Below are 24,005 nucleotides of genomic sequence, written 5' to 3' on the forward strand. Positions count from 1 at the left end.
GTCGTCAACCGCGCCCGGCTGCCTCGCCTGCGTCGCTCACATCATGTCTTCGATGTCGGCCGCGATCGGGTCGGCGTCGGTGCCGATGACGACCTGGATCGCGGTGCCCATCTTCACGACGCCGTGCGCGCCGGCGGCCTTGAGCGCGGCCTCGTCGACCAGGCTGGGGTCGGCGACCTCGGTGCGGAGACGGGTGATGCAGCCCTCGATCTCTTCGATGTTGTCGATCCCGCCGAGCCCGGCGACGATCTTCTCAGCCTTGCTGGCCATGTGATTCTCCCTGCGTTCGAGCGCGCTGAGCGCTGTCTCGGCCCACCGTTGAGCCTCGTCGGTCCGCTTTGTCACGGTAACGCACGGTTGGCCCATCTTCACGGGCGAGTAACCGTCTCGTACCGAATGATGACGATCACCGGCGCCCTGCCCTTCGCGAGGCGCCGGAACCGTATGCCGACTGGTCTACACCAGTCTGCGACGCCTGCCAAACAGGGGCTGTTCCGGGAGGACGCCGATGAGCACCGAGAGCGCGGCCGCGCCGCGGCACAAGTGGCGGAGCGGACTCTTCCAGGGGCTCCAGAAAGTGGGCCGCAGCCTCCAGCTCCCGGTGGCCGTCCTGCCCGCCGCGGGCCTGCTCGTGAGTCTCGGCAACCTGTTCACCGCGTATCTCGACGGCGACTTCTGGGACAAGACGTCCGACGTCCTGATCAAGGGCGGCACCGGCATCCTCGACGGCAACCTCGGCCTCCCGCTGCTCTTCTGCATCGGCGTCGCGATCGGCTTCGCCAAGAAGTCCGACGGTTCCACTGCGCTCGCCGCCGTGGCGGGCTTCCTCGTCTACCACAACGTCCTCAAGGCCTTTCCCGTCGACGGGTCGGTCACCGAGGAGATGCCCGAGGGCACGCCCCAGAACCCCGGGGTCCTCGGCGGCATCCTGATCGGCCTGCTGACGGCGGTCATCTGGCAGCGCTACCACCGCACGAAGCTGGTGGACTGGCTCGGATTCTTCAACGGCCGGCGGCTCGTGCCGATCATCATGGCCTTCGTCTGCTGCGTCCTGGGCGTGCTGTTCGGGCTGCTGTGGGACCCGGTGGGCGACGCGCTGACCTCGTTCTCGAAGCATCTGATCGATCTCGGCGCCTGGGGCGCGGGCATCTTCGGCGTCGCGAACCGGCTGCTCATCCCGATCGGCATGCACCAGTTCCTGAACACGTTCTTCTGGTTCCAGGCGGGCGAGTACACCAAGCCGGACGGCACGGTGGTGCAGGGCGACCTGACGCGCTTCTTCGCCGAGGACCCGTCCGCCGGCCAGTTCATGTCCGGCTTCTTCCCGATCATGATGTTCGGCCTGCCGGCGGCGGCCCTCGCCATCACGCACTGCGCCCGCCCGGAGCACCGCAAGCGGGTGGCCGGCCTGATGTTCTCCGTCGGCCTGACGTCGTTCGTGACGGGCGTGACCGAGCCCATCGAGTTCTCGTTCATGTTCGCCGCACCGCTGCTGTACGGGCTGCACGCGCTGCTCACCGGCGCCTCGATGGCGATCACCTGGGCACTCGGCGTCCACGCGGGCTTCAGCTTCTCGGCGGGCTTGATCGACTACGTCGTGAACTGGCACCTGGACACGAAACCGTGGCTGATCCTGCCGATCGGCGCATGCTTCGCGGTCGTCTACTACCTCGTGTTCCGCGTGGTGATCACGGTGTTCGACATCCCCACACCCGGCCGCGAGCCCGAGGAGGTCCAGGAGGAGATGGAGCGGGACGCGACGAAATGACGCCGCAGCGGACGAACTGATGCCGTAGCGAACGAGGACGCAACACCCCCCCCCCGGCCCAGCGGCCCGGGGGCGTTTGTGCGCATTCACCGGATTGTTACCGGGCCCGCGAATTTCGCAGGTTCCTTATCCAACCCCCACCGTGCTACAACAGGTCTACACCACTCAGTGGTGTAGACCACGCGGTCCAGACCACGGCCGCATCTCCCCTGAGCCGCCGCCCTCCCCCGCTTTTCCTGACCTCGGCGGCGCCTTGCCCTCCCCCGGCCTCCGGCCGGGGGGACCCCCAGGAGGAAGTTGATGTCCACGGCCAGCGCCGCCCCCGGGGCGGACAAGAAGAAGACGGGCGCGGGTGCGATGGCTGTCCTGCAGCGCATCGGCCGCAGCCTGATGCTGCCGGTCGCCGTGCTGCCCGCCGCCGCGCTGCTCGTGCGTTTCGGCCAGCCCGACATGCTCGGCAGGGAGTCGTTCCCGACCTTCGTCACCAAGATCGCCGGGTACATGGCGGCCGGTGGCGGCGCCCTGCTCGACAACATGGCGCTGCTGTTCGCCGTCGGTATCGCGATCGGCTTCGCGAAGAAGTCGGACGGATCGACGGCCCTCGCGGCGGTGGCCGGTTACCTCGTCTTCAAGAGCGTGCTCGGCACCTTCACGGACAGCAGCCTGCCCAAGAAGGAAGCCATAGTCGACGGCAAGATCGTCCTGGTGGAGCAGGCGGTCGACGCCAAGGTGCTCGGCGGCGTGGTCATGGGCCTCATCGTGGCCCTGCTCTACCAGCGCTTCTACCGCACCAAGCTGCCGGACTGGGCCGGCTTCTTCGGCGGCCGCCGCCTCGTCCCGATCCTGTCGGCCTTCGCGGGTCTGCTCACCGGCATCGTCTTCGGCCTGATCTGGCCGTGGCTCGGCTCGGGTCTGCACTGGTTCGGCGAGAGCCTGGTCAGCTCCGGGGCCGTGGGCGCCGGCATCTTCGGTGTCGCCAACCGTGCGCTGATCCCGGTCGGCATGCACCACCTGCTCAACTCGTTCCCGTGGTTCCAGGCCGGTTCCTACGAGGGCAAGAGCGGCGACATCGCCCGCTTCCTCGCCGGTGACCCGTCCGCCGGACAGTTCATGACCGGCTTCTTCCCGATCATGATGTTCGCCCTCCCGGCCGCCTGCCTCGCCATCGTGCACTGCGCCCGCCCCGAGCGCCGCAAGGTCGTCGGCGGCATGATGTTCTCGCTCGCCCTGACCTCCTTCGTCACGGGTGTCACCGAGCCGATCGAGTTCACCTTCATGTTCATCGCGCCGGTCCTGTACGCGATCCACGCGGTGCTCACCGGTGTCTCGATGGCCCTGACCTGGGCGCTCGGCATGAAGGACGGATTCGGCTTCTCGGCCGGCGCGGTGGACTTCGTGCTCAACCTGGGCATCGCGTCCAACCCGTGGGGCCTGGCCCTGGTCGGCCTGTGCTTCGCGGCGGTCTACTACGCGGTCTTCCGCTTCGCGATCACCAAGTTCAACCTCCCGACGCCGGGCCGCGAGTCCGACGAGGAGCTCGCCGAGCTGCAGAAGGCCGAGGCCAAGTAGCCCTCGCCCACGCCGAAGCCCCCGCCCTCGTCCTCAGGGCGGGGGCTTCCCGCGTCCGGCTCAGATCTCGTACACCGCGCCCGGCGCCGCGATCTCCGACGGACCGTCGTACACCGCGCGCGCGTCCGACAGGTTCCGCCCGCCGTCCGTCCACGGCGGGATGTGGGTCAGCACCAGCCGGCGCGCGTTCGCCCGCTGCGCGCAGGCGCCCGCCTCGCGGCCGTTGAGGTGGAGGTCCGGGATGTCCTCCTTGCCGTGCACGAACGACGCCTCGCACAGGAAGAGGTCCGCACCGGCGGCGAGTTCGTCCAGCGCGTCGCACACGCCCGTGTCGCCCGAGTACGTCAGCACCTTCCCGCCGTGCTCCACCCTGATCCCGTACGTCTCCACGGGGTGCGCCACCCGTTCCGTACGCACGGAGAACGGGCCGATCTCGAAGCTGCCGGACTTCAGCGTGTGGAAGTCGAACACCTCGCTCATCGACGACGCGGAGGGCGTGTCCGCGTAGGCCGTCGTCAGCCGCTGCTCCGTGCCCTCGGGGCCGAAGACCGGCATGGGCGCGCAGCGGCCGCCGTCGTGGCGGTAGTAACGGGCCACGAAGTACCCGCACATGTCGATGCAGTGGTCCGCGTGGAGGTGGCTGAGGAAGATGGCGTCGAGGTCGTAGAGACCGCAGTGGCGCTGCAGCTCGCCGAGGGCGCCATTGCCCATGTCGAGGAGCAGCCGGAAGCCGTCGGCCTCTACGAGGTAGCTCGAGCAGGCCGAATCCGCGGACGGGAACGACCCCGAGCATCCGACGACGGTGAGCTTCATTGAGCTGGAACCTCCGTGGACGAAGGAGGGCTGGGGGAAGGTCGTGCGGTGCGTCGAGCGTAAGGCGCGAAAGGGCTGGTCGCTCCTCAGCAGCGCTGTGTTGTGGGAGAACTCACCCTTAACCGGGACCCCGAACACCGGTGCGGGCGCAGGCCCACGGGGGCGCGGGCAGGGGCACGGGGGCGCAGGTAACGTCTCCGGTATGGACACGTCGTGGTGGCTCGCCGTGATCGCCGTCGTCGTGGTCGCTCTCGTGGTCGCCGTCTCCGACGGGCTCGGCCGCGGCACGCGGCGGCCGGCCGGTCGCAGGCGGCCACCGGCGCGACCGGGCGAACGCGTACGGGAACGCCTAGGCAGGCCGAAGGGGCGACCGTCGCCGGGCGAGATCTGGTGGGCCGATGTGCCCTACGAGGACGGTCCGGGGTCGAAGGACCGCCCGTGCCTGGTGCTGTCGGTACGGGGCGGGACGGCCCTGGTCGCGAAGATCACGAGTCGGTACCGCGACGAACGTCCCGGGATGATCGCGCTGCCGCCGGGCACGGTGGGCGACGCGCGGGGGCGGCCGAGCTTCCTGGAGACGGACGAGCTGCGGGACGTACGGGTGGGCGAGTTCCGCAGGCGGGTGGGCACGGTGGATCCGGCGGTCTGGGACCAGGTCCGGCACCTGGCGGTGTGAGCCCCGCCCCGCCCCTTCCCCCCACTGGGGCTCCGCCCCAGCCCCCGGGCCCGTTCCGCGCTTCGCGCGGTCTCCGAGCGCCCCTACGGCCTGACGGCCGTGGGAATGCCCTGACCGGGCTGATGTCGCGCCACAGCCCTGACGGGAGCGTCGGGCAAACCCGGCCTGGGATTGGGCTCAAGCCCCCGAGCCCGACGGGTGAACCCGCGCCGGACCGGGGCGAAGCCCCGACGAGCGCGGCGATGCGCTGAGCCTCGTCGGGGATTGAGGCGCGGGGCCCTGTGGGGGCGGCGCGCCCCGCGAGCCACAGGCCCCGGGGCGGAGCCCCGCCGATGGCAGTCTCAGCACAGCCGAGCCGGCGAGGGGCCGAGCCCCACGAGCGGGTCGGTCAAATCTCAGCCGCCGCCGGCGATTGAGGCGCGGGCCCCAGGGGGCGGAGCCCCCACGACCGAGACCCGCAGGCCGGGACCGAAGCGCCGACGAACGGAGCCTCGACGAGCGCGACGGACAATCCCAGCCGGGCTCCGACGAACCTGGCGTGCAGCCTCAGCGCAGCCCCGACCAGCGCGTCGCACAAGCCGGACCCGCCGACGAGGGGCGAAGCCCCCACGAGCGGGTCGGTCAATCTCAGCCGCCGCCGGCGATTGAGGCGCGGGCCCCAGGGGGCGGAGCCCCCACGACCGAGACCCGCAGGCCGGGGGCGGAGCCCCGAACAGCGCGGCAGCCCCGCCGGCGATTGAGGCGCGGGCCCCCGGGCGCGGAGCCCCCGAAGCCCCGGGCGGGCCCGGTCAGGCCCAGAGCTGGCCCTGCAGCGTCTCGATCGCCTCTTCCGTCGTCTTCGCCGTGTAGACGCCCGTCGACAGGTACTTCCACCCGCCGTCCGCCACCACGAACACGATGTCCGCCTGCTCTCCCGCCTTGACGGCCTTCCTGCCTACGCCGATCGCGGCGTGCAGGGCCGCGCCCGTGGAGACGCCCGCGAAGATGCCCTCCTGCTGGAGGAGTTCGCGGGTGCGGGTGACCGCGTCCGCGGAGCCGACCGAGAAGCGGGTGGTCAGCACGGACGCGTCGTAGAGCTCGGGGACGAAGCCCTCGTCCAGGTTGCGCAGACCGTAGACGAGGTCGTCGTAGCGCGGCTCGGCGGCGACGATCTTGATGTCCGGCTTGTTCTCGCGCAGGTAGCGGCCGACGCCCATCAGCGTGCCCGTCGTGCCGAGGCCCGCCACGAAGTGGGTGACCGACGGCAGGTCGGCAAGGATCTCGGGGCCGGTGGTCGCGTAGTGCGCGCCCGCGTTGTCCGGGTTGCCGTACTGGTAGAGCATCACCCACGACGGGTTCTGCTCGGCGAGCTCCTTGGCGACGCGTACCGCCGTGTTGGAGCCGCCCGCCGCGGGGGACGAGATGATCTCGGCGCCCCACATCGCGAGCAGGTCCCGGCGCTCCTGGGAGGTGTTCTCCGGCATGACGCAGACGATGCGGTAGCCCTTGAGCTTGGCCGCCATCGCCAGCGAGATGCCGGTGTTGCCGCTGGTCGGTTCGAGGATGGTGCAGCCGGGGGTGAGCCGGCCGTCCTTCTCCGCCTGCTCGACCATGTGGAGCGCGGGGCGGTCCTTGATCGAGCCGGTCGGGTTGCGGTCCTCCAGCTTGGCCCAGATGCGGACGTCCTCGGACGGGGACAGCCGCGGGAGCCGCACCAGCGGCGTGTTGCCGACGGCGGCGAGCGGGGAGTCGTATCGCATCAGGATCAGACCATGCCGCCGGCGACGGCCGGCAGGATCGTCACGTTGTCGCCGTCGGACAGCTTGGTGGAGATGCCGTCGAGGAAGCGGACGTCCTCGTCGTTCAGGTAGACGTTGACGAAGCGGCGCAGCTGGTCGCCTTCGACGATGCGCTCCTGGATGCCGCTGTGCCGGGACTCGAGGTCTGCGAACAGCTCGGCGAGGGTGTCTCCACTGCCTTCGACGGCCTTGGCTCCGCCGGTGTAGGTGCGGAGGATGGTCGGGATGCGGACCTCGATGGCCATGACGTGGGCTCCTGTCGGAAGGTGGCGTAGGGGCGCGCGGCTGTGGCCCCCGCGCGAGGGGGTGCTGCTGGCGTGGTGCGCTCGTACGTCAGAACGCAGCGCGGGCCGTACACATCGCGCTGGCGAGGCGGCACAGGTCGACGTGCAGCCGCGCAACGAGCAGCAGGGTGCTCGGCGTCTTGTCGCTCACGTCGTGAAGAACCATGCGGTCATCGTATCGATTCCCGGTCCCGACCCTTGAGTGTGATCTCGCATATCGGACGGAAGTCGCTCAGGATGTGAACCGCGCAGGCGGAACCGCTTGTCGGACGGCCCGCCCGAGCCGCTGCCCCGTACGTCTCAGTACGCCTCGACGACCTTGACGTCCTCCTCGGTGACCTCGCCGTCCACGATGCGGAACGACCGGAACTGGAAGGGGCCCGCGTCGTCGGTGTCGGCGGTGGAGACGAGGACGTAGTGGGCGCCGGGCTCGTTCGCGTAGCTAATGTCGGTGCGCGAGGGATACGCCTCGGTTGCGGTGTGCGAGTGGTAGATGATCATCGGCTCCTCGTCGTTGTCGTCCAGCTCGCGGTAGAGCTTGAGGAGGTCGGCCGAGTCGAACTCGTAGAACGTGGGCGACCGGGCGGCGTTCAGCATCGGGATGAAGCGCTCGGGACGGCCGGAGCCCTCCGGGCCCGCGACGACTCCGCAGGCCTCGTCGGGGTGGTCCTCGCGGGCGTGGGCGACGATCTGGTCGAACAGGGCCTGGGTGATGGTCAGCATGAGCGACAGGATAGGCAGACGGCCTCCGGATCCGAGATCCGGAGGCCATCACGTGAGACGGGTGGTGGACACCACCGCCGCGTCAGTCGGACTTCGTCGCGTACTCCCGCTGCGTGTGCTCGGCGATCCGCGGGTTGCTCCGCTTCAGCACCTGCCAGCCGACGACCAGGCCGACGGCCCAGACGGCCGCCACGTACAGCGAGATCCGGCCCGCCTCGTCGAGCGCGACCATGCCGGTCACACCGACGAGGAAGAGCAGGGCGACCCAGCTGAAGAGCGCGCCGCCCGGTGCCGGGAAGGACGAGGCGCGCAGCCGTCCGGCGTCCACCGCGGAGCGGTAGCGGATGTGGCTGACGAGGATCATCATCCAGGTCCAGATGCCGGCCGCGGTGGCCACGGACACGACGTATCCGAAGGCCTTCTCCGGGACGATGTAGTTGAGGACCACGCCGATGCCCATCAGGGTCACGGAGACGGCGATGCCGACGGCCGGGGTGCGGCGGGCGTTGAGCTTGCCGAGGGCCTGGGGGGCCTCACCGTTGGAGGCGAGGTCGCGAAGCATCCGGCCGGTGGAGTACATGCCGGAGTTGCAGGAGGACAGGGCCGCGGTGAGGACCACGAAGTTGACGATGCCTGCGGCGAGCGGGATGCCGATCTTCTCGAAGGCGTGCACGAAGGGGCTCTCGCCCGCCGAGAACTCCGTCCACTTGACGACGGAGAGGATCACGACCAGGGCGCCGACGTAGAAGATGATGATGCGCCAGGGCAGCGTGTTGATCGCCTTGGGCAGGGTCTTCTCGGGGTTCTCGGATTCACCGGCCGTGACACCGACGAGTTCCACGGCGAGGTAGGCGAACATGACGCCCTGGAGCGTCATCAGGCTCGAGCCGATGCCGTTGGGGAAGATCCCGTCGTAGGACCAGAGGTTGGAGACGGAGGCGGTGTCACCGGCGTCGGAGAAGCCGAGGGTGAGGACGCCGAGACCGATCACGATCATGCCGATGATCGCGGTGACCTTGATCATCGAGAACCAGAACTCGACCTCGCCGAAGATCTTCACCGAGATCAGGTTGACGCCGAAGAGCACCACCAGGAAGACCAGGGCGCTGACCCATTGCGGGATCTCGGGGAACCAGAAGTGGATGTAGATGGCCGCGGCGGTCAGCTCGGCCATGCCGGTGACGATCCACATCAGCCAGTACGTCCAGCCGGTGACGAAGCCGAAGAACGGGCCGAGGAACTCACGGGCGTACTCGGCGAAGGAACCGGAGACCGGACGATAGAGGAGCAGCTCGCCGAGCGCGCGCATGATGAAGAAGATGACGACGCCCGCGAGGGCGTACATCAGGATGATGCTGGGACCGGCCTTGGCGATGTTCGCGCCGGCCCCCATGAAGAGTCCGACGCCGATGGCTCCGCCGATGGCGATCATCTGGACCTGCCGGCTGCCGAGCCCGCGCTCGTAGCCTTCCTGCGAAGTGTTGCCCCCGGCCTCGTCGCCGGTGTGCTTGTCGACCTGCACCGAGGTCATGGTGATGCGCCCTTTCTCCACGCTGATCCGCCGCGACCGCTGCGCGGTAACGGATCAGGTCCTGATCCCCCCGGATATGGATGGAGTGCTACCGGCGGTCTGCCGGTTCAAGCGCCCTCGGGGACAGGGGTGGCGTCCCCGAGTGGTCGTGAAGATTTACCACGGCCGCAACCGTGATCCACTACGGCGAGAGTGACGCACCCCACAGGAAGAAGTGGACAAAGGGCATGCGAAGCCTCGAAGTGTCGCGGCGTGGTGACGCGATCGTTATCCGGATTTGAGCGTCCGTTGAGCGAACGCTCCACAGGGACGGATGCCACTGTTCCAGGACAAAGCGGTTCCGGAGGGGGTCTTCAGGGCATCAGGGTCTCGACGAGCGTCTCCTGAAGCGCCCCGAGCCAGAGGTAGGCCATCACCATGGGCTTGCGCGGGTCGGAGTCCGGCAGCCGGTACAGGTCGTTGTTCTCGTCCTCGTCGGTGACCTCGAGCCGGGTGCCGATGGTCAGCCGGAGGTCGTTGAGCGCGCCCAGCCAGTGCAGGCAGTCCTCGGCGCCGAGCTCCAGCACGGCGCCGCCGTCGCCCGCGACGGTCAGCGAGTCCAGGCTGCGGACGACCGCGAGGGCGTCGTCCCGCTTGCGGGTGCGCAGGTCGTTCTCGGTGAAGCGGCGGAACTCGGCGGAGGCCGCGCGCATCTCCTCGTCCTGCGGGCCGGCCTCGGGGTCCGCGTACGCCTCGGGGAAGAGGCGGGCGAGCGCCGGGTCGGCGGGCGGTTCGCTCGGCCCCTGGGCGAACAGGGCGGCCAGCGGGTCCTCGCCCTGGGCCGGCTCGTCACCCGGGCCGATGAGCTCCAGCATCTGCACGACCAGGGAGCGCAGGATGGAGATCTCGACCTCGTCCAGCGCCACGGCGGCGCCGCCGCCCTTCAGCGGCTCGAAGTGAGAGCTCATCAGCCACGGTCCTGGGAGAGCGTGGCCCACAGTCCGTATCCGTGCATCGCCTGCACGTCCCGTTCCATCTCCTCGCGGCTGCCGCTGGAGACGACGGCGCGTCCCTTGTGATGGACGTCGAGCATCAGCTTGTGCGCCTTGTCCTTGGAGTAGCCGAAGTAGGCCTGGAAGACGTAAGTGACGTAGCTCATCAGGTTGACCGGGTCGTTGTGCACCAGGGTCACCCAGGGCACATCGGGCTCGGGGACGGCCGCACTCTCCTCGGCCGACTCGGTCTGCTCGATCTCCAGTGGCACAGTCACTCCACCCATGCTGCCACCTGAGCCCCCTCGTCGCACAAACGACCCCGCCGGGAAGAACGACATCTCGTCAGAGTGACGAAATGTGCGCTAGCATCGTGGTCATGAACACTGCAGACCTTGGGCGGCCGCAAGAAGAAGGGCGCGATGGGGGTACCCCCGGACGAAGTCTGGGGGAGCTTCCTCAGAAGGGTGGCGGCGGGTGGCGGGTGGGCGTGCCGTCGACCGCGCTCTTCACCGATCAGTACGAGTTCACGATGCTCCAGGCGGCGCTCAAGGCCGGAACCGCCGAGCGGCGCTCGGTCTTCGAGGTCTTCACCCGCCGGCTGCCCGAGGGCCGTCGCTACGGTGTCGTCGCCGGCACCGGCCGCGTCCTGGACGCCGTGGAGAACTTCCGCTTCGACGCGGGCGTGCTCCGCTTCCTGCGCGAGCGGCACATCGTCGACGAGCCCACCCTCGAATGGCTCGCCGGCTACCGCTTCCGCGGCGACATCCGGGGCTACCCGGAGGGCGAGGTGTACTTCCCCGGCTCGCCGATCCTTCGGGTCGAGGGCTCCTTCGCCGAGTGCGTGCTGCTGGAGACCGTGATCCTGTCGATCCTCAACCACGACTCGGCGATCGCGGCGGCCGCCTCGCGCATGTCCGCGGCCGCCGGAGGGCGCGGCCTGATCGAGATGGGCGCCCGCCGCACGCACGAGCTGTCCGCCGTCGCGGCCTCCCGCGCCGCGTACGTCGGCGGGTTCGACTCCACCTCCGACCTGGCGGCCGGCTTCCGCTACGCCATCCCCACGGTCGGCACCAGCGCGCACGCCTTCACCCTGCTGCACGACAGCGAACGCGGTGCCTTCCGGGCCCAGGTCGACTCGCTGGGCCGCGGCACGACCCTGCTGGTCGACACCTACGACGTGGCCGAGGCCGTGCGCACCGCAGTCGACATCGCGGGCCCCGAGCTCGGGGCCGTACGGATCGACTCGGGCGACCTGCTGCTCGTCGCGCACCGGGTGCGCAAGCAGCTGGACGAGCTGGGCGCGGTGAACACCAGGATCGTCGTCACCTCCGACCTGGACGAGTACGCCATCGCGTCGCTCGCCGCGGCCCCGGTGGACGCGTACGGCGTGGGCACCCAGCTGGTCACCGGCAGCGGTCACCCGACCTGCTCGATGGTCTACAAGCTCGTCGCCCGGGCCCGCTCGGCGGACCCGAAGGCCCCGCTGGAGCCGGTGGCGAAGAAGTCGCTCGGCGGGAAGTTGTCGATCGGCGGCCGCAAGTGGGCCGCACGCCGGCTGGACGAGCACGGAGTCGCCGAGGCCGAGGTCGTCGGGCTCGGCGACGTACCGCCCGCGCTGGTGGACCGGCAGCTGCTGGTGGAGCTGGTCAAGGGCGGCGAGATCGTGGCCCGCGAGCCGCTGGACGCGGCGCGCGAGCGGCACATCGCGGCGCGGGCCGGGCTGCCGATGTCGGCGATGCAGCTCTCGCGCGGCGAGCCGGTGATCCCGACCGAGTACGCGTAGATCCGTGCGAAGGGGGGAGCGGGGCGCGAGCGTCCGACGCCCCCTCCCGCAGGGCCTTGCGAGTCTCTACGCTGAGTAGTTGAACCCTCGCCAGTCGTCCGGCCCGCCCGGCAGGACGAGTCCGCCGGCCACCGCGCCGACCGTCACCCAGCCACCGAAGGACACCCGTCATGCACCGCGCCTTGATCGTCGTGGACGTTCAGAACGACTTCTGCGAGGGCGGCAGCCTCGCGGTGGCGGGGGGCGCCGACGTCGCAGCCGCCATCACCGAACTGATCGGCCAGGCCCAGCCGGGCTACCGCCACGTGGTCGCCACGCGCGACCACCACATCGAGCCGGGCGGCCACTTCTCCGACCACCCCGACTTCGTCGGCTCCTGGCCGCGGCACTGCGTCGCGGGCACGGAGGGCGTCGGCTTCCATCCGAACTTCGCGCCGGCCGTCGCCTCGGGCGCCGTCGCCGCGGTCTTCGACAAGGGCGCGTACGCGGCGGCGTACAGCGGCTTCGAGGGCTCCGACGAGAACGGCTCCACGCTGGCCGAGTGGCTGCGGGCCCGCGGCGTCACCGAGGTGGACGTCGTCGGCATCGCGACCGACCACTGCGTGCGGGCCACGGCGCTGGACGCGGCCCGCGAGGGCTTCACGACCCGTGTGCTGCTCGACCTGACCGCAGGGGTCTCGAAGGAGACGACCGAGCGCGCCCTGGAGGAGCTGCGCACGGCGGGTGTGGAGCTGAGCGGGAAGCCGGTGGTCGTCTGACCCCGCCGGGTCGTGGCCGCCGGTCAGGCGGGACGTGCGGATCTGAGCAGGGTCCGTATCGGGTGCCAGAGCCCCTGGGCGGTGCCCTGGTCCGTGCGCCACAGCAGTCCGTCCGGGTGGTGCAGCACGGCGGTCACCTCGTCCGGCGTCGGCGGCTCGGCGTTGCCGCGCAGGTAGACCGCGCGGAGACCCAGATTGCGCAGCCGGGTCAGCGCCCTGGCCCGGTTCGCGGCGAGCACGAGGAACCTGACGGTCGTCCCGTCGCCGACCGGGCTGGGCAGGCTGAGCGCGACGACCACGCTGCCGTTGGGCAGCTTGCAAAAACCTCCACCGGGCATGCGGAACCACTCCCCCGTGAGTTCACTGTCAATAAGGGCTTCGTCCTCCGCACCTAAACACGATCGGCCGCCGCCCGCTAGAGGGCGACGGCCGATACCCATGTGACCTGCAGTTTTACGAATTACTTGGTCGACGGACCAACCTGGACCGTGATCGTCCGGCCGCTGCGCGGCTCCTTGACGATCGAGATCTTGGTGTTGGTGTCAGTTACCTTGACGCCCGCCGTCGGGTTCTCCGCGTACCAGTAGACGCCCTTGCGGTCGTCGAAGACGGAGGTGCCCGGCTGCGACGCCAGCGAGAACGGGACGCCCGCGTTGTGCAGCTGGAAGGCGTCCGTCCGGTATCGGCTGAACGTCGAGTCGAACGTCTGGATCTTGTTGCGCATCAGCGTGCCGTCGGCCCACTTCAGCGGCTTGGCGTGGGCGTCGACCGGCAGGACCAGACCCTCACCCGGGTGGGCGCTGGTGTTGTTGTCCTTCTGGGAGGTGTCCCACTGCCAGATCAGCAGACCGTTCTGGTACGGGTAGTGCTCGACCCAGCCGTCCTTCGGCGCCTTCCAGCCGAAGTTGTACGGGCCGACCTCGAGGGTCTTGTCGTACGAGACGTACTGGCGGTTCTCCGCGATGTAGTACTGCTCGTACTCCTTGGTGAAACCCTCACCGATGCGCGAGAAGCCCTTCGCGGTCCAGCCGGGGACCTCGCCCTCGGCGTTGTCCGAGAACAGCGGGGCGCCGTCGGCGTTGATCACGATGGAGTCGGCCGCGAAGCCCTTGCCCGCGACGCCGCCGTCCGTCTGGTAGCGGAAGCGGACGTCGACCTTCTTGCCCGCGTAGGCGTCCAGCGCGTAGACGAGCTTCTTGTGGCCGTCCGACGGGCCGGTCAGCGCCGGCTTGTCGCTCGCGTCGCGGGTGATGGCCTTGCCGTCGGCGGTGCCGTCCACCGGCGTCCAGTTGGCGCCGCCGTCCGTCGACACCTCGGCGTAGAGGTAGTCGTAGTCCGCCTCGATGTCCCACCAGCCGGTGAGCTCCAGCGTGGCCTTGGACTTGCCGGAGAGGTCGACCGTGCGGGACAGGGTGTTCTTGAGGTCGTCACCCATGTCGCTCCACCACTGCTGGGAGCCCTCGGCGGGCTTCACGACATTGGTGGTGACCTTCTTCTTCGGCAGCTCGACGAGGAGCGCCTGCGGCTTCTTGGTGTTGTACTCGGCCACACCCAGCGTGTGGGTGGACTTCGTCGCCGCCTTGGCCTTGGTGTAGTTGAGCCAGCCGAGCTGCAGCTTGTCCCAGGCGGTCATGTCGCCGGGGAGGTCGCCGATGGAGTCCTTGCCGGTGCCCAGCCAGGAGCCGGCCGACATCAGGGTCCAGAAGCCGGTCGAGTTCTCGCCCTTGCCCGAGGTGTCGTAGTGGTCGGGCAGACCGAGGTCGTGGCCGTACTCGTGGGCGAAGACACCGAGGCCGCCGTTCTCGGGCTGCACGGTGTAGTCGCCGACCCAGATGCCGGTGTCGCCGATCTGGGTGCCGCCCGCCTTGTTGTTCGCGGGGCCGGTCTTGCCGGCGTCGGTGCCGTACGCGTACCAGCGGTGGGCCCACAGGGCGTTCGGGCCCTCGGCGCCGCCACCCGCGGACTCGTCCTCGCCGGCGTGGACGAACTGGAAGTGGTCGATGTAGCCGTCGGACTCGTTGAAGTCGCCGTCGCCGTCGTGGTCGTAGCGGTCCCACTTGTCGTACTCGGCGAGCGTCGCCTTGACCTCGGCGTCCGACGCGCCCTTGGCCTTCTGGTCGGCGACCCAGGCGTTGACGCCGTCGCGGACGGCGTCCCAGGCGTTGGCGCAGTTGGACTGGCCGCAGTAGTTGGAGCCGTAACGGGCCTCGTTGTAGTCGACCTTGACCCAGTCGGAGACCATGCCGTCGACCGAGTAGCGGCCCGAGGAGGTCTTCTCGTAGTAGGTCTTCAGGGAGTGCTTCGGCTGACCGTTCCCGTCCTTGCCGGTGCCGAAGTAGAGGTCCTCGAAGTGCTTCTGGTTGTAGTCGGCCTGCCAGGCGGTCGAGTTGTCCTTCGACCGGTCGCGCTCGGCGATCTTGTTGTGCAGCGGGCCGGGCGTGCCGCCGTACTTCTTGACCGGGGGCTTGGGTCCGTCCGCCCCGTCCGGGTCGAACATCGTCGTGTCGTCGACCTTGTCGCCGAACTCCACGAGGATGGTGAAGATCTTGTCGGTCTTCTCCCGGGCGAGCTCGACGTACTTCTTGTCGTCGAGCTTGACGACATTCGAGCCGCCGCGCTTCTGCACGGTGGCGTCGCCGGTTATCAGCTGCTCCATGGCAGCCTCGCGCTGCGCCTCCTGCTGCTTGCTGAAGGGGCCGTCGAGGTCGTGGTCGACATGGGCCTTGTGCGCGGCCGGGTCGTGGCGCTCGATGGCGGCCGGGTCCGACGACTTCTGGTTGTCGGCCTGGGCGAAGGTGAACGCCGAGGCCGTCGCGGTCGTGGCGGCGAGCGCGACGACGACCGCGGACGCTCTGAACGTCCGTCGCTTGCTGGTCACTTGAAGGTTCCTCCCCCGCGTCCCGTCGCCGCTGCGGACAGGAGTGTGGGGTCGTCCGCGCGCGCGGTGTACGCGTCTCAAGTGACGACATTCGACCGGAGTTGGAGAAGAAAAGACAGCCCTTGACTTGATTGAGCCAACTGCACTATGCAGGAGCGGAGTTCCGCTATCCGGACGGTGGCGGTTCTGGACAGGGGCGCGGGTTTCCAGCCACTCGGTCGGGAGGAATGACTCCGTGCGCCCCCCATGCACCGGCACCGTGGGTTAGGTCACGCTTACTGCCGGTTCCTCACGGGCATTCAGGATCGTAGAGTCTTGCGGCGGTGCGACTACCGGCCCCAAGTCTCTCCCCGCCCCTGCCCCGAGGACGGATACCGTGATGCCGCGTCCGACTGCCGCACAGTACGCCTACGGTTCGGCCACCGTCGTCTTCTCGACCGTCGCCCTGCTGCTGCTGACCCGTACGACGGACGGCATCGCCGTCGCCGCGATCGGCGTCCTCGCCCTCGCTGTCGGCCTCGCGGTCGCGCTCGCCCTTCCCGTGCGCCGTGTGGCCGGGCGGTCCGGGGAGCGCGCCGCGTCCCGTGCGGCGGACCTCGTCGCGGCGGGCCACAGGCCCGAGCCGACGGCCTCGGCCGCCGCCGACGGCCGCACCACCCGCGTGCCGGCTCCCCGCGCCGGGGCCGGGGTCGCCGGGCACTCGCTACGCCGCTGAGACGACGACCGTCTTGCCCGCCTTGTCGTGCAGGCCCTGCTTGTAGGGCTTGTCGGTCAGCACGGTGATGAGAATGACGAGCCACCAGATGCAGTAGCAGCACACCAGCGCGGGCACCCACAGCACGATGGCACGCATCAGCGCGGAACTCGTGTCCGGCGTCCGCCCGTCGTCGAGCATCGCGACCCGCAGCTTCATCAGCCGCTTGCCCACGGTCTGGCCGTTCTTCTTCGTCATGATCGTGTCGTAACCGATGTACGCGACCAGGGAGATGAGCGTCCACAGCCACTGACGGCCCGTGTTGACCTGGTCGGTGATCTCCTCCCAGTCGTCGCCTTGCGTGGCCACATCCCAGCCGCCGGTCAGCAGAGAGATCACCGCGAGGGGGATCGCGATGATCAGGATGTCGACGAGCCGTGCGACGAAGCGCTTGCCGAACTCGGCGAGCGGCGGCATTCCCGCGAGCGGATCCGCGCCGCCGTACGGACCGCCGCCGCCGTACGGACCGCCGCCGTACGGACCGCCGCCGTAGGGGCCGCCGGGCGCGCCCGCGCCACCGCCGGGCGTGTCGTACGGGGAGCCGCCACCGGACGGCGGGCCGCCCTGCCCCCCGGCCCCGCCGTACGGCGAACCGGGCGGCGGCCCGTGCCCCTCGCCGCCGCCCTCGCCGGGCGAAGGCTCCTGCGGCCTCTTGCGGAACGGGTCGTCATCGGGCGGCGGGCCGGGCGACGGCTGATCGTTGCTCATGAGGGCAGTGCATACCGGCACAAAGGGCCCCGCAACGGCTCGCGCGCGTTCGGGGGAACGCGCGCCACACGGCGTACGAAGCGGATCAGCCGGTCACGAACGTGTGCGCCGCCTTGTCGTGCCAGCACTGCCGCCACGGGCGGTCGAACAGACACCACAGCACATTGAGCACACCGAGGACGAGGACGCCCAGCACGCTGTAGACCAGCCAGCGGCGCAGCGCCGCACCGAACGTCGGCGGTTCGTGGGACTCGATGTCGAGCACCTTCACCCCGCACAGCTTCTTGCCCAGGGTGCGGCCCCACTTGGCGGTCGGCAGCGCCTCGTACAGCGCGCCGAGGACGAGGAGCGTGCCGAGGACGATGCCGAGCTGGCCCGCGGTGGTCCCGTCGATCAGCCAGACCGTGACCGTCTGGCCGGACAGCTTCGCCGCCTCGATCTTGTCGTCGATGTGGGCGAGCGCGCTCAGGACGACCGGGACCGCGACGGCGCCGACCAGCGCCCCGAGCACCAGCGTGTCGATCAGCCGGGCGGCGAACCGCTTGCCGAGGGACGCGGGCCGGGCGTTCGCCTGGGCCTGCGCGGCCGCCAGGAACGGGTCGTCGACCGGGGGCTTCCACGGCAGGACCGGCTGTCCGGCGTCGGAGGCCGGGGCCGACTGGGCGAGCTGGTGGACCTGCTGCGCCCACGAGGCGGCGCCGCCGCCGGGGCCGTTGGTGACGGGCGTCTGTGCGGCGGGGGCCTGGACGGCCGGCGCCTGCGGCTGCGGCGACCGCTGCTGCGGTGCGGGCGACGGGGCCTGGGGCTGTGACGGGGACGGGGCGGGGGCGCCCGGCTGCGGCTGCTGGGCGGGCGCGGCGGCTCCGGCTCCGGCTCCGAGCGAGCGGATCGTCATGGTGCCGTCGGGCTCTCCGCCGACGGCCGGTCCGCCCGGCCGCTGCGCGCGGATGGTGACCGTGTGCTCGGCCGGCTGACGGCTCGCGGGGGCGTCGCCGGAGTCGTCGGCGCCGGGACGCGGGGCGCGGATGCCGACGGTGCCGTCCGTCAGGGGCCCGTCGGGCGCGGACGGGGCGAGCGGGCGGGCGTCGCCGGGAGCGTCGCCGTGGCCCGTGCCGCTCTGCGGGGTGACCGAGCGCATGCCGGGCAACTGGCCGCCGCTCGGGTCGACGGTCCCCGAGGGCTCGGCCGGCCGGCGCGGGTCGGACGCGCCCGCGCCGGAGGGGTCGGCGGTACGCGGGTCCTGGGCGCCGCCCCACGAGACACGGTTGTCCAGGTCGCCGCCGAAGCCGGACTGGCGAGCGGCGTCCGCGTGCCAGGCGGACGCGGGTTCGGGCCGCGACGGTTCGGCGTCGGGCTCCTCGTCGAGGAAGACCGGTCCGGTCTCCTCCACGGCCGCCGGCGGGGGCGCGGGCGTCGCGCGGGCGGGCGCGGGCGCCGCCGACGCGGGCGGCGCGGGCATCTCCTCGCCCGACTTGGGCGCGGGCCTGCTCGTACCGGGCACCCACGCGGCGCCGTTCCAGTACCGGACATATCCGGGGATGGAGGGGTCCGGGTAGTAGCCGGGCGTGGGGCTGCTGTCGCCGGTTGCCGGGGTTGGCGCGCTCATCACCGTGGTCCCGTATCTCTTCGAGGCCTCAATACAAGGCTCCACATCTATCAGACCCTCGCCCGCACCTGGGCCGGTCCTTCGGTAACGACCACTTTCCGGTAAGGGCGCGGTCACGGAAAGTCGTCACCCGAAGTCGCGTAAGAGCCGGGGGGGAAGCCCCTCTCCTCCTGTGAGGGCCGCTCCGGGCGGGCCCGACCGGGGCACAGGAGAGAGGAAGACGACGATGAACAAGACCGTGGTGGAACGCGAACTGCAGGTGAAGCTGGTGCTGTCGCCGGAGCGCAGCGTGCCCGTGCCGGCCCGGCTGACCTACCGCGCCGACGACCCGTACGCCGTCCACATCACCTTCCACATCGGCTCGGACCACCCCGTCGACTGGACGTTCGCCCGCGACCTCCTCGTCGAGGGGGTGTTCCGGCCGTGCGGCGGCGGTGACGTACGCGTGTGGCCGACGGAGTCCGGGGGCCGCAGCGTCGTCCTGATGGCGCTCAGTTCACCCGACGGCGATGCGCTGCTGGAGGCGTCCTCGGCGGTGGTGTCCGGGTGGCTGGAGCGGACGCTGAAGGTGGTGCCGCCCGGCTCGGAGACGGAGCAGCTCGGCATCGACGACGGCCTGGCCGAGCTGCTCTCCCCCACCAGGACCGAGGACGCGTAGCGGAGCGAGAGGGTGAGGTCTCAGAACAGCTTGCCGGGATTGAGGATCCCGAGCGGGTCGAAGGTGCGGCGAATGCCGCGCTGCAACTCCAGACCCACCGGCCCCAGTTCGCGTGCCAGCCATTCCTTCTTCAGCACGCCGACGCCGTGTTCGCCGGTGATGGTGCCGCCCAGCTCCAGACCGAGCGCCATGATCTCGTCGAACGACTCGCGGGCCCGCCGCGACTCGTCGGGGTCGAGGTGGTCGAAACAGACGACGGGATGGGTGTTGCCGTCACCGGCGTGCGCGCAGACGCCGATGGTGAGGTCGTACTTGTCGGCGATCGCCGCCGTGCCGTCGATCATCTCGCCCAGCTTGGAGCGCGGGACGCAGACGTCGTCGATCATGGTCGCCGACTTGACGGTCTCCAGCGCGGTCAGGGACAACCTGCGCGCCTGGAGCAGCAGTTCGGACTCGGCGGCCGTGTCGGCGGGCACGACCTCGCTCGCACCCGCCGCCTCGCAGAGCGCCGCGACCGCGGCGAGGTCGGCGGCGGGGTCGGGGGTGTCGAAGGCACACAGCAGCAGGGCCTCGGTGGTCTCCGGCAGCCCCATGTTGGCCAGCTTGTTGACCGCCCGGACGGTGGTGCGGTCCATGATCTCCAGCAGCGATGGAGTGTGGCCGCGCTCCATGATCGCGCAGACGGCGTCGCATGCGCTCGCCGCGGAGGGGAACTCGGCGGCGAGCACGAGCTGGGCGGGCGGCTGCGGCTTGAGCGCCAGCACCGCCTCGACAACGATGCCGAGGCTGCCCTCGGAGCCCACGAACAGGCGCGTGAGGTCGTAACCCGCGACGCCCTTGGCGGTGCGCCGGCCCGTGGTCAGCAGCCTGCCGTCGGCGAGGACGACCGTCAGCCCGAGCACGTATTCGGCGGTCACCCCGTACTTGACGCAGCACAGTCCGCCGGACGCCGTTCCGATGTTGCCGCCGATGGTGCACATCTCCCAGCTGGAGGGGTCCGGCGGGTAGTACAGGCCGTGCTCGTTCACCGCGCGGGACAGCACCGCGTTGACGACGCCCGGCTCGACGACCGCGATCCGGTCGACCGGGTTGATCTCCAGGATCCGGTCCATCCTGGTCAGCGACAGCACGATGCAGCCGTCCGACGCGTTGGCCGCGCCCGACAGGCCCGTACGGGCGCCCTGCGGCACCACGGGCACGCGCAGAGCGGTCGCGGTCCGCATCACGTGCTGGACCTGCTCGACGGTCCGGGGCAGGACCACGACGGCGGGACTGCCCGCGTCGCAGAAACTCGCCATGTCACGCCCGTACGAAGCGGTCACGTCCGGGTCGGTGATCAGTGCCTCGGCGGGCAGTCCGGCACGCAGCCGTTCCAGGAGATCGTCCATGATCCCAGCGTCGCACCGGGGGCCATCGGTGTGAACCCGTCTGCGTTCCGCTTCGCACAACCGAGTGTGTACTTCGTATGAGCTGCCCGCTGACGCACAGTGAGCGCCATGAAGAGCGAAACCCTGAAAAACGCCGCTGTCAGCACGCTGGTCGGCGCGACGCTGGTCACCGGGGTGATCCTGCTCGCGCCCGGGTGGGGGGAGGAGACGAGTACCGGGCCGGTCACCCAGCGGTCCGCGGTCCGCGCGGTGGCCGCGGCCGGTGCGGGCGCGCCGGCCGCGCCGGCGGATCTGAAGGCGCTGATCAGCGACTACGAGAACTGGCTGCGCCGCTATCCGAGTGACGGGCCGTCATGGGCGCTGCTCGGCGCGGCCTACGTGGAGCGGGGCACGCGGTTCGCGCGGCCGCAGGACTTCTCGAAGGCGGAGGAGGCGCTCAGACGCTCGATGGATCTCAGGACGGCGAAGGAGCGGGACGACGTCCGCGCGCTGGTGGGGACGGCGGCGCTCGCCAACGCCCGGCACGACTACGTGACCGCACGCACCTGGGGCGAGCGGGCCCGCAGCCAGGCCCCGAAGGCGTGGACGGTGTACCCGGTGCTCGTCGACGCCTACACCGGGCTGGGGAACCTCGAGGCCGCCGGCAAGGCGATGGACACGCTGCAGGAACTGCACTCGGGGCCTCAGGTGAAGGACCGCGAGGCGCAGCTCTACCGGGACAGGGGCTGGCGCGAGGACGCCGCGGCCCTCGCGTACGACGCGACGGTTCGGGCCGACACGCGCCACGAGAAGGCCGTCGCGCTCGTGCGGCAGGGCGATCTGGCCTGGGAGCGGGGCGAGGCGGCCGAGGCCGTGGACCACTACGACGCGGCGCTGGCGGCCGACCCCGGCAGCCACCGGGCCCTGGCGGGACGTGCCCGCGCCCTGGTGGCACTGGACCGCACGGATGAGGCGCAGCGGGACTACGAGGAGGCGCTCGACATGGCGCCGCTGCCGGAGTACGCGCTGGAGGCGGGCGAGTTGGCCGAGTCGCTCGGCATGGACGGGGACGCGGCGACCCAGTACGCCCGTGTGCGGACCCTGGTCGAGGAGGCACGCGCCCACGGGGTCGACGGCGACCTGGTGCTGGCGCGGTACGAGGCGGACCACGGCGACCCGGAGTCGGCGGTGCGGCGCCTCCAGGACGAATGGTGGCGCGGCCACCGCAGCGTGCACGTCGCGGACGCGATGGGCTGGGCGCTGTACCGGGCGGACCGGGCGGAGGACGCGCTGCCGTTCGCGAAGCTCGCGACGAGGCACGAGGCGCGGAATGCGCTGTTCTCGTACCACCGGGGCGAGATCGAGCAGGCACTCGGCGACGAGGGGCGGGCGCGCCGGTACATCGAGGAGGCGCTGCGCACGAACCCGGACTTCTCGCCCCTGTACGCGCCGGCGGCACGCGAGGCGCTGGAGGCGCTGGGCGAGCCGTCGGCGGGGGGTCCGGTGGACGTGGACGGGGACGGGCTGCCGGACAAGGAGCCGTGGGAGCCGCCGGCGGTGCCGCCGGCTGCGCCCGCGGGGGCGGGGGTGCCGTCGGCGGGTCCTTCCTCCGGTCCGTCGGCGGGTCCGTCCGCGGGGGCGTCCGCGGGGGCGTCTGTGGCGCCTTCGCAGCCGGTGACGCAGCCGTCGGTGCCGGCGCCGGCCTCGCCCTCGTGGTCACCCTCGGCGTCGGCCTCGCCGGGGGTGGCGTCGGTGGGGCCGTCGCCGCGGGTGTCCGGGGCGGGGTGATCTCTCCCACCCCGCACTCCCCCTACGGCCTGGCGGCCGTGGGCGGTACCCCCATCCCGAAACCGGGACGGGCCCCGGACCCCGTACGGCGCTCCGCGCGGTGTCCTCACACGCCGGACGGGCTGACAACTGCCAGGGAGGGGGTGCTCACTGCGATGCCGGGCCATGGGCGCGCGCGTCGTGATAGGCACCCCCCCCGGTCGGGGTGCGTGCCCTGGCCGAGGAACTGCGCCCGCACGGCATCACGGTCCAGCCGGCCTGGCTGGTCGACCGTCCCGACGCCCTACTGGCCCGGCTCGCCGAAGGCTGCGCAGCGCTGCTCGTGCCCGGCACGGACCGCGTCGACGCCCCGCTGCTGGACGCGGCAGGACCGGCCCTGCGCAGGCGGCACGCGCCAACTGGTTGCATCATCGAACCTTCTGGTTGTACGGTCGAACCATGCCGAGCGATCGCAGGGCTGATAACCCGGTCGTTCTCCAGAACGCTCTGGGGAGCTTCGTCCGCGCCTTCGGGCTGCACCAGCCGGAAACGACTCCCTGTGGCCGGCCGATCTCGGTCTCTGAGGCACATGCCCTGAGCGAGCTGGCGCAGGAAGGCGAGCTGCGTCAGGTCGAACTCACCCGTCGGCTGCGGCTGCAGAAGAGCACCGTGAGCCGGCTGGTCGGACAGTTGTCCGCCCGCGACTGGGTGGAACGCGCCCCCGCACTCGACGACGGGCGCGGCGTCGTACTGCGGCTCACCCCTTCGGGACGGCGAGCGGCGCAGACCCTGGCCGAAGCACGACGGGAGCGGTTCTCCCGGCTGCTCGATTCGATCCCGGCCCATGAAAGAGCGGGCGTACTCCACGCCCTCGACGTGATGGTGGAGGCACTGGATGACTAGCAAGCGCCGGGCCCTGGTTGCGGGCGCGGGTGTGGTTGTCGCCGGCGCCGTGACGGGTTTCGCCCTGCTGGCCGGCGGCTCACAGCAGGCTCCGGTCGAGGGCACGGCCGAACGTCAGAAGCTGGTGGCCGAGCGGGGCAGAACCGTGATGCCGTTCGACCTCGAGCAGACCACCCACCGCTTCACCCCCACGACCAGGGGCGGCACACAGCATGTCGTGGCCGACCGGCGCGGCGACACCGAGCAGGTCGCTCTGATACGCACTCACCTGCGCCAGGAAGCCGAGGCGTTCAGCCACGGGGACTTCGCCGACCCGGCCCGGATCCACGGCGCCGACATGCCCGGCCTCGCCGAACTGCGGGACGGGTACGACCGTATCGAAGTGCACTACGAGGACCGGGCGGAGGGGGCCACCCTGACCTACACCACGCAGGATCCCGTGCTGGTCGACGCCCTGCACGACTGGTTCGAAGCCCAGCTCGGCGACCACGGCGCGCACGCCGAGTCCGGCCATTGAACAGGCTGCTCGGCCCTGACAGGGCTCGGAACCGGGCAGGCCCGGCGCGTGCGGCGCGGGGGCGCGCCGCCGCGCCGGGCGTGGGCTACAGGTTGCCGCGCTTCGCCTGCTCGCGCTCGATCGCCTCGAACAGCGCCTTGAAGTTGCCCTTGCCGAAGCCCATCGACCCGTGTCGTTCGATCATCTCGAA

At 70.7% G+C, this 24,005-nt stretch carries 24 protein-coding genes; 10 read left to right on the top strand and 14 right to left on the bottom strand.

The window, feature by feature from the left end; all coding sequences use genetic code 11:
- Positions 1 to 36 precede the first annotated feature (36 nt).
- Positions 37 to 270, bottom strand: coding sequence for a glucose PTS transporter subunit EIIB (locus ACWD0A_RS28995; protein WP_177152560.1), 234 nt, complete (start codon positions 268 to 270; stop codon positions 37 to 39).
- A gap of 238 nt (positions 271 to 508) precedes the next feature.
- Between ACWD0A_RS28995 and ACWD0A_RS29000 the strand changes: the two genes are divergently transcribed.
- Both ACWD0A_RS29000 and ACWD0A_RS29005 read left to right on the top strand, forming a co-directional pair.
- A complete protein-coding gene (locus ACWD0A_RS29000; protein ID WP_451302818.1) occupies positions 509 to 1,768 on the top strand; it encodes a PTS transporter subunit EIIC in 1,260 nt (419 codons plus the stop codon).
- Between the two features lie 300 nt (positions 1,769 to 2,068).
- Complete coding sequence (locus ACWD0A_RS29005; protein ID WP_451302820.1) at positions 2,069 to 3,337, top strand: PTS transporter subunit EIIC; 1,269 nt, start codon at positions 2,069 to 2,071, stop codon at positions 3,335 to 3,337.
- A gap of 60 nt (positions 3,338 to 3,397) precedes the next feature.
- Here the strand turns inward: ACWD0A_RS29005 and ACWD0A_RS29010 are convergent, their stop codons facing one another.
- Positions 3,398 to 4,150 (bottom strand): MBL fold metallo-hydrolase, encoded by a 753-nt coding sequence (locus tag ACWD0A_RS29010; protein ID WP_451302822.1) that lies wholly within the window; start codon positions 4,148 to 4,150, stop codon positions 3,398 to 3,400.
- A 202-nt stretch (positions 4,151 to 4,352) separates the two neighbouring features.
- On the opposite strand from ACWD0A_RS29010, the gene ACWD0A_RS29015 reads away from it, so the two are divergent.
- Complete coding sequence (locus ACWD0A_RS29015) at positions 4,353 to 4,826, top strand: type II toxin-antitoxin system PemK/MazF family toxin (protein ID WP_451302824.1); 474 nt, start codon at positions 4,353 to 4,355, stop codon at positions 4,824 to 4,826.
- A 788-nt stretch (positions 4,827 to 5,614) separates the two neighbouring features.
- On the opposite strand, the gene ACWD0A_RS29020 is transcribed toward ACWD0A_RS29015, so the two are convergent.
- The 7 genes from ACWD0A_RS29020 to clpS form a co-directional block, all read right to left on the bottom strand.
- Positions 5,615 to 6,565, bottom strand: coding sequence for a PLP-dependent cysteine synthase family protein (locus ACWD0A_RS29020; protein ID WP_307715284.1), 951 nt, complete (start codon positions 6,563 to 6,565; stop codon positions 5,615 to 5,617).
- A gap of 5 nt (positions 6,566 to 6,570) precedes the next feature.
- Positions 6,571 to 6,849, bottom strand: a complete 279-nt coding sequence (locus tag ACWD0A_RS29025) for a MoaD/ThiS family protein (RefSeq protein ID WP_307715283.1) — start codon at positions 6,847 to 6,849, stop codon at positions 6,571 to 6,573.
- Between the two features lie 88 nt (positions 6,850 to 6,937).
- Positions 6,938 to 7,054 carry a putative leader peptide gene (locus ACWD0A_RS29030; RefSeq protein ID WP_374196289.1) on the bottom strand — a complete coding sequence of 39 codons (117 nt, stop codon included), beginning with the start codon at positions 7,052 to 7,054 and terminating at the stop codon, positions 6,938 to 6,940.
- A 134-nt stretch (positions 7,055 to 7,188) separates the two neighbouring features.
- A complete protein-coding gene (locus tag ACWD0A_RS29035; protein ID WP_451302827.1) occupies positions 7,189 to 7,611 on the bottom strand; it encodes a Mov34/MPN/PAD-1 family protein in 423 nt (140 codons plus the stop codon).
- Positions 7,612 to 7,693: 82 nt separating this feature from the next.
- Complete coding sequence (locus tag ACWD0A_RS29040; protein ID WP_307715281.1) at positions 7,694 to 9,142, bottom strand: amino acid permease; 1,449 nt, start codon at positions 9,140 to 9,142, stop codon at positions 7,694 to 7,696.
- A gap of 353 nt (positions 9,143 to 9,495) precedes the next feature.
- Positions 9,496 to 10,089, bottom strand: coding sequence for a DUF2017 domain-containing protein (locus ACWD0A_RS29045; protein ID WP_451302829.1), 594 nt, complete (start codon positions 10,087 to 10,089; stop codon positions 9,496 to 9,498).
- On the bottom strand, positions 10,089 to 10,400 hold the full coding sequence (gene clpS / locus ACWD0A_RS29050; protein ID WP_177152571.1) for an ATP-dependent Clp protease adapter ClpS: 312 nt from the start codon (positions 10,398 to 10,400) through the stop codon (positions 10,089 to 10,091). The genes ACWD0A_RS29045 and clpS overlap by 1 nt, the downstream gene beginning before the upstream one ends.
- 92 nt (positions 10,401 to 10,492) lie before the next feature.
- On the opposite strand from clpS, the gene ACWD0A_RS29055 reads away from it, so the two are divergent.
- Positions 10,493 to 11,899 carry a nicotinate phosphoribosyltransferase gene (locus ACWD0A_RS29055; protein WP_451302831.1) on the top strand — a complete coding sequence of 469 codons (1,407 nt, stop codon included), beginning with the start codon at positions 10,493 to 10,495 and terminating at the stop codon, positions 11,897 to 11,899.
- 170 nt (positions 11,900 to 12,069) lie between these two features.
- Positions 12,070 to 12,657 carry an isochorismatase family protein gene (locus ACWD0A_RS29060; RefSeq protein ID WP_451302833.1) on the top strand — a complete coding sequence of 196 codons (588 nt, stop codon included), beginning with the start codon at positions 12,070 to 12,072 and terminating at the stop codon, positions 12,655 to 12,657.
- A gap of 23 nt (positions 12,658 to 12,680) precedes the next feature.
- Here the strand turns inward: ACWD0A_RS29060 and ACWD0A_RS29065 are convergent, their stop codons facing one another.
- Positions 12,681 to 12,995: a hypothetical protein gene (locus tag ACWD0A_RS29065; RefSeq protein WP_451302835.1), complete on the bottom strand. Its 315-nt coding sequence runs from the start codon at positions 12,993 to 12,995 to the stop codon at positions 12,681 to 12,683.
- Positions 12,996 to 13,117: 122 nt separating this feature from the next.
- Positions 13,118 to 15,535, bottom strand: coding sequence for an immune inhibitor A domain-containing protein (locus ACWD0A_RS29070; RefSeq protein WP_451302837.1), 2,418 nt, complete (start codon positions 15,533 to 15,535; stop codon positions 13,118 to 13,120).
- Positions 15,536 to 15,914: 379 nt separating this feature from the next.
- On the opposite strand from ACWD0A_RS29070, the gene ACWD0A_RS29075 reads away from it, so the two are divergent.
- On the top strand, positions 15,915 to 16,250 hold the full coding sequence (locus tag ACWD0A_RS29075; RefSeq protein WP_451302839.1) for a hypothetical protein: 336 nt from the start codon (positions 15,915 to 15,917) through the stop codon (positions 16,248 to 16,250).
- On the opposite strand, the gene ACWD0A_RS29080 is transcribed toward ACWD0A_RS29075, so the two are convergent.
- Together ACWD0A_RS29080 and ACWD0A_RS29085 are read right to left on the bottom strand one after the other, a co-directional pair.
- Positions 16,239 to 16,997 (bottom strand): RDD family protein, encoded by a 759-nt coding sequence (locus ACWD0A_RS29080; RefSeq protein WP_451302841.1) that lies wholly within the window; start codon positions 16,995 to 16,997, stop codon positions 16,239 to 16,241. The two genes, ACWD0A_RS29075 and ACWD0A_RS29080, sit on opposite strands and share 12 nt — an antisense overlap.
- An 85-nt stretch (positions 16,998 to 17,082) precedes the next feature.
- A complete protein-coding gene (locus ACWD0A_RS29085; protein ID WP_451302843.1) occupies positions 17,083 to 18,603 on the bottom strand; it encodes an RDD family protein in 1,521 nt (506 codons plus the stop codon).
- Between the two features lie 226 nt (positions 18,604 to 18,829).
- Between ACWD0A_RS29085 and ACWD0A_RS29090 the strand changes: the two genes are divergently transcribed.
- On the top strand, positions 18,830 to 19,261 hold the full coding sequence (locus tag ACWD0A_RS29090; protein WP_451302845.1) for an SsgA family sporulation/cell division regulator: 432 nt from the start codon (positions 18,830 to 18,832) through the stop codon (positions 19,259 to 19,261).
- Between the two features lie 20 nt (positions 19,262 to 19,281).
- Here ACWD0A_RS29090 and ACWD0A_RS29095 read toward each other — a convergent pair whose 3' ends face one another.
- The gene (locus tag ACWD0A_RS29095) at positions 19,282 to 20,649 is read right to left on the bottom strand and encodes an FAD-binding oxidoreductase (RefSeq protein WP_451302847.1); all 1,368 of its coding nucleotides are present in this window, start codon (positions 20,647 to 20,649) and stop codon (positions 19,282 to 19,284) included.
- A 108-nt stretch (positions 20,650 to 20,757) separates the two neighbouring features.
- Here ACWD0A_RS29095 and ACWD0A_RS29100 point away from each other — a divergent pair, with 108 nt between their 5' ends.
- From ACWD0A_RS29100 to ACWD0A_RS29110, 3 genes are all read left to right on the top strand, one after another.
- The gene (locus ACWD0A_RS29100) at positions 20,758 to 22,416 is read left to right on the top strand and encodes a tetratricopeptide repeat protein (protein WP_451302849.1); all 1,659 of its coding nucleotides are present in this window, start codon (positions 20,758 to 20,760) and stop codon (positions 22,414 to 22,416) included.
- Positions 22,417 to 22,854: 438 nt separating this feature from the next.
- Positions 22,855 to 23,298: a MarR family winged helix-turn-helix transcriptional regulator gene (locus tag ACWD0A_RS29105; protein WP_451302851.1), complete on the top strand. Its 444-nt coding sequence runs from the start codon at positions 22,855 to 22,857 to the stop codon at positions 23,296 to 23,298.
- Entirely contained in the window at positions 23,291 to 23,815 is a 525-nt protein-coding gene (locus ACWD0A_RS29110) for an aspartate carbamoyltransferase (protein WP_451302853.1), read from the top strand. Before ACWD0A_RS29105 ends, ACWD0A_RS29110 begins: the two co-directional genes overlap by 8 nt.
- Positions 23,816 to 24,005 lie beyond the last annotated feature (190 nt).

Source organism: Streptomyces sp. NPDC002867 (genome assembly GCF_053591895.1).